This is a genomic window from Streptomyces sp. A012304 (assembly GCF_026008495.1).
In the GTDB taxonomy this organism is placed as follows: Bacteria; Actinomycetota; Actinomycetes; order Streptomycetales; family Streptomycetaceae; genus Streptomyces.
On sequence record NZ_BQUN01000080.1, the window covers coordinates 22,675 to 32,381 of the forward strand.

At 70.7% G+C, this 9,707-nt stretch carries 8 protein-coding genes; all 8 read right to left on the bottom strand.

Going from position 1 to position 9,707, the window contains the following annotated elements; genetic code table 11:
• A partial coding sequence (gene pstB / locus ALMP_RS17690) for a phosphate ABC transporter ATP-binding protein PstB (RefSeq protein ID WP_264929330.1) occupies positions 1 to 775 on the bottom strand: 775 nt, incomplete at its 3' end.
• A 41-nt stretch (positions 776 to 816) separates the two neighbouring features.
• On the bottom strand, positions 817 to 1,875 hold the full coding sequence (gene pstA / locus ALMP_RS17695; protein ID WP_264929331.1) for a phosphate ABC transporter permease PstA: 1,059 nt from the start codon (positions 1,873 to 1,875) through the stop codon (positions 817 to 819).
• Positions 1,872 to 2,876 (bottom strand): phosphate ABC transporter permease subunit PstC, encoded by a 1,005-nt coding sequence (gene pstC / locus ALMP_RS17700; RefSeq protein WP_264929333.1) that lies wholly within the window; start codon positions 2,874 to 2,876, stop codon positions 1,872 to 1,874. The genes pstA and pstC overlap by 4 nt, the downstream gene beginning before the upstream one ends.
• Positions 2,877 to 2,980: 104 nt before the next feature.
• Entirely contained in the window at positions 2,981 to 4,105 is a 1,125-nt protein-coding gene (gene pstS, locus ALMP_RS17705) for a phosphate ABC transporter substrate-binding protein PstS (RefSeq protein ID WP_264929334.1), read from the bottom strand.
• A gap of 223 nt (positions 4,106 to 4,328) precedes the next feature.
• Complete coding sequence (locus ALMP_RS17710; RefSeq protein ID WP_264929335.1) at positions 4,329 to 4,751, bottom strand: NUDIX hydrolase; 423 nt, start codon at positions 4,749 to 4,751, stop codon at positions 4,329 to 4,331.
• A gap of 12 nt (positions 4,752 to 4,763) precedes the next feature.
• Positions 4,764 to 5,963, bottom strand: coding sequence for a CHAD domain-containing protein (locus ALMP_RS17715; RefSeq protein ID WP_264929337.1), 1,200 nt, complete (start codon positions 5,961 to 5,963; stop codon positions 4,764 to 4,766).
• Positions 5,944 to 8,175, bottom strand: a complete 2,232-nt coding sequence (locus ALMP_RS17720; RefSeq protein WP_375803499.1) for an RNA degradosome polyphosphate kinase — start codon at positions 8,173 to 8,175, stop codon at positions 5,944 to 5,946. The genes ALMP_RS17715 and ALMP_RS17720 overlap by 20 nt, the downstream gene beginning before the upstream one ends.
• Before the next feature lie 330 nt (positions 8,176 to 8,505).
• Positions 8,506 to 9,516 carry a hypothetical protein gene (locus tag ALMP_RS17725; RefSeq protein ID WP_264929339.1) on the bottom strand — a complete coding sequence of 337 codons (1,011 nt, stop codon included), beginning with the start codon at positions 9,514 to 9,516 and terminating at the stop codon, positions 8,506 to 8,508.
• Positions 9,517 to 9,707: the final 191 nt, after the last annotated feature.

A 9,707-nucleotide genomic window follows, 5' to 3' on the forward strand; every position in this document is an offset into this window, starting at 1 on the left:
AGCCGAAGCGGCCTGAGATGTAGTCCTCCGTGGCCTGGACCGACGGGTTGGAGAAGATGCGCTCCGTGTCGTCGATCTCGATGAGCTTGCCGGGCTGGCCGACGGCGGCGAGGTTGAAGAACGCGGTGCGGTCGGAGACGCGGGCCGCCTGCTGCATGTTGTGCGTCACGATGACGATCGTGAAGCGTTCCTTCAGCTCGCCGATCAGGTCCTCGATGGCGAGCGTGGAGATCGGGTCCAGGGCCGAGCAGGGCTCGTCCATGAGCAGGACGTTCGGCTCCACCGCGATCGCGCGGGCGATGCACAGACGCTGCTGCTGGCCGCCGGAGAGGCCGGAGCCGGGCTTGTTCAGGCGGTCCTTGACCTCGTTCCAGAGGTTCGCGCCCTTGAGGGACTTCTCCACGACGTCCTGGAGCTCGGACTTCTTGTAGTTGCCGTTCAGGCGCAGGCCCGCCGCCACGTTGTCGAAGATCGACATCGTGGGGAACGGGTTCGGGCGCTGGAACACCATGCCGACCTCGCGGCGGACCGAGACCGGGTCGATGCCGGGGCCGTACAGGTCTTCGTCGTCCAGGAGGACCTTGCCCTCCACACGGCCTCCCGACGTCACCTCGTGCATGCGGTTCAGCGTGCGCAGGAACGTCGACTTGCCGCAGCCGGAGGGGCCGATGAAGGCCGTCACCGAGCGGGGCTCGACCGTCATCGAGATGTCTTCGATCGCCTTGTGGGAGCCGTAGTAGGCGGTCAGTCCGCTTACGTCGATTCGCTTGGCCATGACTACTTCACTTCCAGATCTTCGGTCGCTGTATGGCCGCGTCAGCGACCGGTCTTCGGGGCCTTCCAGCGGGCGATGCCGCGGGCCACCAGGTTCAGGATCATCACGAAGGCGATCAGCGTGAGCGACGCCGCCCAGGCTCGGTCGTACGCCGGGGCCTCGCCCGATCCGTACTGCTGGTAGATGTACAGCGGGAGCGACGCCTGCGCACCTTCGAAGGGGTTGGCGTTGATGAACTTGCTGCCGAACACCAGCAGGAGTACGGGCGCGGTCTCACCGGCGATACGCGCGATGGCCAGCATGATGCCGGTGGTGATGCCGCCGAGCGAGGTCGGCAGGACCACCTTGAGAATGGTGCGCCACTTGGGCACGCCCAGCGCCAGAGAGGCTTCGCGCAGCTCGTTCGGGACGAGCTTGAGCATCTCCTCCGTGGAACGGACGACGACCGGCATCATCAGGATCGCGAGGGCGAGCGAGCCGGCGAAGCCGAAGGGCTCCATGTCGAACATCAGCATGAGGCTGAGGATGAACAGGCCGGCGACGATCGACGGGATGCCGGTCATGACGTCGACGAAGAACGTGACGGCCCGAGCGAGGTTGCCGCGCCCGTATTCCACCAGGTAGATCGCGGTGAGCACGCCGACCGGCGCGGCGATCAGGGTGGCGAGGCCGACCTGCTCCAGCGTGCCGAGAATGGCGTGGTAGATGCCACCGCCCGTCTCCGAGTCGGCGACCACGCCCATCGAGTGGGTCAGGAAGTAGCCGTCGAGGACCTTCACGCCGCGTTGGACGGTCGACCACACCAGCGAGGCCAGCGGCACCACGGCGAGCAGGAACGCGACCCACACCAGGGAGGTGACCACGCGGTCCGTGGCCTGGCGGCGGTTCTCCACCCGGGCCGCGATGACGTACGTACCGAGGATGTGCAGGATCGCGGCGATCAGTGCCCACTGGATGTTGCTGTGCAGGCCGGCGGCGGCACTGATGCCGACGCCGAGGGCGACTGATCCGGCGGCGATGGCCCAGGGAGCCCACTTGGGCAGCCGGCCGCCGCGCAGGGTGCTGGGGCGCTTGGGGGCGAGGGAGGGTGCGGTGCTCATGCGTTGGCCCCCGAGTACTCCTTGCGGCGGGCGATGATCGCGCGGGCCGCGCCGTTGACCAGCAGGGTGATGACGAACAGGACCAGACCGGAGGCGATCAGCGCGTCCCGGCCGAACTCGGTGGCCTCGCTGAACTTGCTGGCGATGTTCTGGGCGAAGGTGCCGCCGCCCGGGTCGAGCAGGCTGGCGTGGATCAGGAAGTCGGGGGAGAGCACGGTGGCGACGGCCATCGTCTCGCCGAGGGCGCGGCCGAGGCCGAGCATCGAGGCGGAGATCACGCCGGAGCGGCCGAAGGGGAGGACCGCCATGCGGATCACTTCCCAGCGGGTGGCGCCGAGGGCCAGGGCGGCTTCCTCGTGCATCTGCGGGACCTGGCGGAAGACCTCGCGGCTCACGTTCGTGATGATCGGCAGGATCATGATCGCGAGCAGGATGCCCACGGTGAGCATGGAGCGCGGGGCGCCCTGCTGCCAGGAGAAGATGCCGGTCCAGCCGAAGTAGTCGTTCAGCCAGCCGAACAGACCGTTCAGCTGCGGTACGAGGATCAGGGCGCCCCACAGGCCGTAGACGATGGACGGCACCGCGGCGAGCAGGTCGATCACATAGGCGATCGGGCCGCGCAGCCGGCGGGGGGCGTAGTGAGTGAGGAACAACGCGATGGCGACCGCGACGGGGACCGCGATGATCATGGCGATGATCGAGGAGACGATCGTGCCGTAGGCCAGGACCGCGATGCCGAAGACCGGCGGATTGGTACCGGTGTTCCACTCGAAGGTGGTCAGGAAGTTGCCTTCGTCCTTGCTGATGGCGAGGACGGCGCGGTAGGTGAGGAAGCCCGCGATCGCGGCCATGATCACCAACAGCAGAATGCCCGAACCACGCGAAAGACCGAGGAAGATCCGGTCTCCGGGTCGGGTGGCACCACGGGCGGCGCGCTTCTGCTCGCCCGTGGAAGTCTTGGGGGTGGGGGGAGGTGCGTCAGCTATCTGTGTCGTGTCCATCGGGTTCTCCGGTCTGCGGAACCACACGCGTTGTGGGCTCCTGGCGGCGGTGCACCGGACGGTGCGGTCCGGTCCCGCTGGGGAGACCGGACCGCACTCTCAGGTCAGCTCAGGCTCTCGACGGTCGTACGAACCTTGGCGATGATGTCGTCGGGCATGGGCGCGTAGTCGTTCTCGGCGAGGATCTTCTGGCCGTCCTCGGAGGCCGCGTAGCGCAGGAACGCCTTGACGGCCGGAAGGGTGTCGGCCTTGTTGCCCTTGTCGCAGACGATCTCGTACGTCACCAGGACCATCGGGTAGGCGCCCTCGGCCGTGGTCGAGTAGTTCAGCTTCAGCGCGAGGTCGTTGCCGGTGCCGACGACCTTGGCGTCCGCGATGGCCTTGGTGGCGTTGTCGACGGTCGCCTCGACCGGCTCGGCCGCGCCGGTGTCGATGGCGACGGTCTTGATGCCGTCCTTGGCGTACGACAGCTCGAAGTAGCCGATCGCGCCGGCGGTCTGCTTGACCTGCGCGGCAACACCGGAGGACTGCGGAGCGGACTGGCCGCCCTTGGCCTGCCAGGCCTTGCCGCCCTCGTACGGGAAGTCCTTCTTGGCGGTGGCGATCAGGTACTTGGTGAAGTTGTCCGTGGTGCCCGACTCGTCCGAGCGGTGGAACGCCTGGATCTTCAGGTTGGGCAGCTTCGCGCCGGGGTTCAGCTTCGCGATCGCCGGGTCGTTCCAGGTGGTGATCTTGTTGTCGAAGATCTTGGCGATCGTCGAGGAGTCCAGGACGAGCTTGTCGACACCCGGGACGTTGTAGCCGACGGCGATCGGGCCGCCGACCATCGGCAGGTTGATGCCCTGGCCGCCGGAGCAGATCTTCTTGGAGGCCTCGACCTCTTCGGGCTTCAGTGCCGAGTCCGAACCGGCCCAGGGGACCTGGCCCTGGGTGAACGCGGTGACACCGGCACCGGAACCGCCGGCCTTGTAGTTGATCTCCACCTTGCAGGCCGCCGAGAACTGCTTGACCCATGCGTCGACCGCGTTCTTCTGCGCGGAGGAGCCGTCGGCGAGTACCTGGCCCGAGGCGTCGTCGCACTTGATGGAACCGGCCGCGGCCGGGGAGGAGGTGCCGCCCCCGCTGTTGGAGCCGGTGTCGTCGGAGCCGCACGCCGTGAGGGCCAGGGCGCCGGAGACGGCGAGAGCACCGAGGGAGAGGGCCCGCCGGTTCATGCGCTGAAGCTTCACTTGAGGGAGATCCTTCCAGGAGCCGCCGTCCTGAATTCGGCGGCGTGCGAAAGTCTGGGCGGCGCCGACGCGCCCCGCAGGCCGCGTCACGCACCGGGTAAGGCCGAAATTAGGCAGATCAGGTGAAGGCGCCTATGGGCGTAAATGAACGCGAGGTGAACCCCTGGCGGCGGTGTGGTTAGGTCACGGAACGCTTACGCCGAGGACACGGCGTGATTCCGGATCATGCCGGGTGCAGCACCTGAAGCAGAGCGTCCACGAGCGTGCGGTCCCTCGGTTGGGTGAGCCGGCCGCGGGCCGCCGCCGGGGACAGCCACAGCACCCGGTCCACCTCGTCGTTCGGCGTGAAACCGCCCGCGACCGCCTCGGCCGCCCAGTAGCGGACCTCCTTGGGACGGCCCTGGGCGAGGTAACGGAGGGTGGGCAGTACGGCGCCCGGCAGGGGCGTGTAGCCGGTCTCCTCCGCGACCTCGCGCACCGCGCAGGCCAGCGGATCCTCGCCACGCTTCAGCTTGCCCTTGGGGTGCGACCAGTCGTCGTACTTCGGCCGGTGGACCAGACATATCTCCAGCTCACCGTCTCCCGGCGAACGGCGCCACAGGACGCAGCCCGCCGCCTGGACAGGGATGTCGTTCGGGGAGCTCAACGCAGTCACCGCCTAGGGGGTGCCGATGGTCTGCTTCTGCCATGAGCGCTGGAACGCGTACCGGGCCGCCTCGACCTCGTGGCGCTGGTCGGCGTGGAGCACGCCGAGCGCGTACGCCGTCGCCGGGGCGATCCGTGGGGTACGGGCCGCGTGCGCCGCGGCGGCCGCCGCCTCGGAGGCGTCGCGGTGGCGGTCGAGGGCCTGACCGGCGCTGATCAGCCGGACGTCGAGCGGGGTGTCGCCGCCGTGCAGGACCTCCAGGCCGTAGCGGTGCAGGCGCAGCAGGAGGCGGACCTGGTGCCAGGGCGCGTCCTGCGGGTGCGGCGCAGGGTCCGGGGAGAGGCCGTGGACCAGGGCCTCCGCGTTGTACGGGTGGCCGGCGGTGACCAGCGGCAGGGCGGCGACGGCCTCGGCGAGGCGTTCCTCGGCGGCGGCCGCCAGGGGACGCAGGTCGGCGGTGGCGGCGGCGGGCGTCAGCGGGACCTCGCTGGCCAGGACGGCGACCTTGTCGGCGACGGCGTGGAAGCGGGAGGAGCCGAGGGCCTGGAGCGCGGTGGAGTGGGCCCGGGTGCGGGCGAGGGTGAGCTGACGGTCGAGCAGGGCGCCCGCTTTCGCCGCGCCCACGGTGAGGTTGCCGCGGTCGGGGGTGGGGGTGCTTCCGTGCGGGGCGAGTTTGCCTCGGTCCTGGGCGAGGGCGGTGGGGGCGTTCGCGGCGGGGTCCTCGCCCGCCTTCGACCGGGCCCGGGCGGGGGCGCCCCCGTCGCGCCCCCGTTCCGTCCCGGCGGGCCGCCGGCCCGCGGGTGAGTCCGCCTGCGCGGGCAGGACCGTCGCCCCGGACAGGCGGTGCAGTGCCAGCAGCAGCCGCTCCAGACGGGCCTGGCAGGCGTGCTCCAGGGCGAGGGTGCCGGACAGCCAGGCCAGTTCGGGGCGGATCTCCTCCGACCAGTCGGGGTCGAGGAGCGGGCGGAAGGTGTGCAGGGTGCCGCTGATGCGGCGGGCCGAACGGCGCAGGGCGCGGGCCGCGTCGACGGAGTCCACCGCGGCGGCGGCCGAGCCGTTCGACCCGCCGCCCCCGGACTCCCGGTGCAGGCGCAGCGCCCGGAGGAACTCCGTGGCCTGCGCCCGCAGATAGGCCGCGAGGGCCTCCCCCGTCCGGGCCATGGCGGCGGGCCCGGCCGAGGGGTCCGTCAGGTCATGGTGTTGCTGTGCCACGCCGGCGCCTCCGGGCGTCTATGAGCATCTCCTGGACGTTGCGCAGGGGTTGGCCGTCCGCGTCGGCCGCGTGCCGGGTCCACTCGCCGTCCGGGCCGAGGTGCCAGGAGGCGGTGGCATCGGACATACCGGTCTCCAGCAGCCGGTTCATGGCGGCGCGGTGGGCCGGGTCGGTGACCCTGACCAGGGCCTCGATACGGCGGTCGAGGTTGCGGTGCATCATGTCGGCGCTGCCCATCCACACCTCGGGCTCGCCGCCGTTGCCGAAGGCGAAGATCCGGGAGTGTTCGAGGAAGCGGCCGAGGATCGAGCGGACGCGGATGTTCTCCGACAGGCCGGGCACGCCCGGGCGGACCGCGCAGATGCCGCGCACCCAGATGTCGACGGGCACGCCGGCCTGGGACGCCCGGTAGCAGGCGTCGATGACGGCCTCGTCGACCATCGAGTTGACCTTGATGCGCACCGAGGCGGGGCGCCCGGCGCGGTGGTGCTGGATCTCCTTCTCGATGCGGGAGACCAGGCCGTCGCGCAGCGACTTGGGCGCGACCAGCAGCCGGCGGTAGGTCTCGCGGCGGGAGTAGCCGGAGAGCCGGTTGAAGAGGTCGGAGAGGTCCGCGCCGACCTGCGGGTCGGCGGTGAGCAGGCCGAGGTCCTCGTACAGGCGCGCCGTCTTCGGGTGGTAGTTGCCGGTGCCGACGTGGCTGTAACGCCGGAGCGTCTCGCCCTCCTGACGGACCACCAGGGACAGCTTGCAGTGGGTCTTCAGGCCGACGAGGCCGTAGACGACGTGACAGCCGGCCTCCTCCAGCTTGCGCGCCCACTTGATGTTGGCGTGCTCGTCGAAGCGGGCCTTGATCTCGACCAGCACCAGGACCTGCTTGCCGGACTCGGCGGCGTCGATGAGCGCGTCGACTATCGGGGAGTCGCCGGAGGTCCGGTACAGGGTCTGTTTGATCGCGAGGACGTCCGGGTCGGCGGCCGCCTGCTCCAGGAAGGCCTGCACGGACGTCGAGAACGAGTCGTACGGGTGGTGCAGCAGCACGTCCCGGTTGCGCAGGGCGCCGAAGATGTCCGGCGGGGAGGCCGACTCCACCTCGGCGAGGTCGCGGTGGGTGCCGGCGATGAACTTCGGGTACTTCAGTTCGGGCCGGTCAAGGCTGTGGATGCGGAAGAGGCCCGTGAGGTCCAGGGGACCGGGGAGCGGGTAGACCTCCGCCTCGCTGATCTTCAGCTCGCGCACCAGCAGGTCGAGCACCTCGCGGTCGATGGACTCCTCGACCTCCAGGCGCACCGGCGGGCCGAAGCGGCGCCGCATGAGTTCCTTCTCCAGGGCCTGGAGGAGGTTCTCCGCGTCGTCCTCCTCGACCTCCAGGTCCTCGTTGCGGGTGAGGCGGAAGGCGTGGTGCTCCAGCACCTCCATGCCCGGGAACAGCTCCTCCAGGTGCGCGGCGATGACGTCCTCGATGGGGACGTACCGGCCGGGGGAGCTCTCCAGGAAGCGGGACAGCAGCGGCGGCACCTTGACGCGCGCGAAGTGCTTGTGACCGCTGACGGGGTTGCGGACGACGACCGCGAGGTTCAGCGAGAGGCCCGAGATGTACGGGAAGGGGTGCGCGGGGTCGACCGCCAGCGGGGTCAGCACCGGGAAGATCTGGTGCCGGAAGAGGGTGAAGAGCCGCGCCTGCTCCTTCTCCGTCAGCTCGCTCCAGCGGACCAGGTGGATGCCCTCCTCCGCGAGTGCGGGGGCGACGTCCTCGTGGTAGGTCGCGGCGTGCCGGGCCATCAGCTCGCGCGAGCGGGCCCAGATCATCTCCAGCACCTCGCGCGGCTGGAGGCCGGAGGCGGAGCGGGTGGCGACGCCGGTGGCGATACGGCGCTTCAGGCCGGCGACCCGGACCATGAAGAACTCGTCGAGGTTGCTGGCGAAGATGGCGAGGAAGTTCGCCCGCTCGAGGAGGGGCGTGTTCGGGTCCTCGGCCAGTTCGAGCACGCGCTCGTTGAACGCGAGCCAGCTGCGCTCCCGGTCGAGGAAACGACCCTGCGGCAGCTGGACACCGTCCGGCTGTGCCTCCTCGTACGCGTCGAGGTCGGCATCGATGTCGGGTTCCAGGTCGGAGACCGCGGCGGCCACGGTGTGCGGGCGGTGCGCGGCTATGGAGCCCACGGAGGGCTGTACGTGCTGGACCGGGGCCTGGGTGTTCTGCTGGCTCATGACCCCATTGTTCCGCGCCAGCACCTTTACAGGCGCGTCAGAACGTGCGGGCGGGAGCGCGGCGGAGCCTTTATGGGGGCGCTTTCCCTCGGGGGGCGGCGAAGGCTCGGGCACGACCGGGTTCATTGGCCGAGCGTCGCAAGGTCGTCTGAACCGACGGTTACGGCGACATGGCGTGTGGGATATCGGGGGGCGGCTCGCGGGGGTCGTGCGTCCCTCGGGCAGGGAGGGATGTGTCGGTGTGGGGGTATGGGGTGGGGTCTGGTCGGAGGGCTTGCGGGGTGGGGAGGCGTGGAGGGCCGGGGGCGGGAGGGGTGAGTGGTGGCGGGGTCAGGCCGTGCGTCGGCGGAGTAGGAGGAAGGAGGCCGTGGCCGCGAGGGCGGCGACGGCGAGGACGATGCCGGACTCCACCAGTTGCAGGGGCCAGTAGTGCGACTCGGGGTGGAAGGTGGAGAAGAAGCCGGTGACTCCCATGTCGTCCAGGCAGCGCTGGGTCTCGGCGGCCGAGCCCTCGCACGTCCAGGGCTTGGCGTCCGGCGCCGGTCGGCCGTTGACCAGGACGCCGTAGTCCACCTGCCACGCGTTCTCCGGCAGGGTGTCGTGGTCCACCGGCAGTGTGCGGGTCACGGCGGGCCACAGCGAGCCGCGGTAGCGGTCCAGGACGAAGTGGAGCAGCCCGGACGCCGCGACGGCGGCGCCCAGGGCGGGCAGGGCGCGCCGCAGCAGGAACGCGGCGAGCGTGCCGAGCGCGAGGGCGCACAGGGCGTACGCGACGGCGGTCGTACCGCGGGCGAGGTAGGCCTCGCCGTACATCCACTCGTCGTACGTGAGGTCCAGGTTGGCCTCCCAGGCCCAGCGGAACGCCATGACCAGGACGGTCGTGCCGGCGGTCACGGCGAGCGCGGGGACGGCGAGCTTGGCGGTCAGCCAGCGGGCGGGGGAGACGCCCTGGGTCCAGGCGAGCCGGGCGGTGCCGTTCTCCAGGTCGCGGCCGATCAGCGCCCCGCCCGCGAAGGCGGCGACGGCGACGTAGGAGAAGCAGGTGACCAGGCCGATCCAGGTGAGCGGTTCGCTGACGTCGCCGACGTGGCCGACGTCGAACGTGGTGTCGCACCAGTCCTGGACCGCCCGTTCGCAGGCCCTCTGCCGGGCGCGGGCCTCATCGGCGGTGACCTCGGTGAGCCACACCAGGCCGGCCACGAGGCCCGTGACGGTCAGGGCCCACAGCAGCAGGGCGGCGCGATGCAGCCGCAGCACGGTGCGGGTGGTGCCCCAGCCGGCGGTCGGGCCGCCCGGTGCGCGGGTGGTGGAGGTGGTGCGGGTGCCGGCGGCGGTGGTCATGCGCGGGTCTCCTCGCGGCGGGACGGGATGGCGACCGGCCCTGCCGTGTGCTGGGTGGAGGGGTGGGGGACGGTGGTCATGCGGGGGGTTTCTCGCTGGGGTTCGGGGTGGTGGCCGGTCGTGCCGTGTGGCTGGTGGAGGGGTGGGGGAGGGTGGTCATGCGGAGGGCTTCTCGCGGGTGCGCCGGCGGG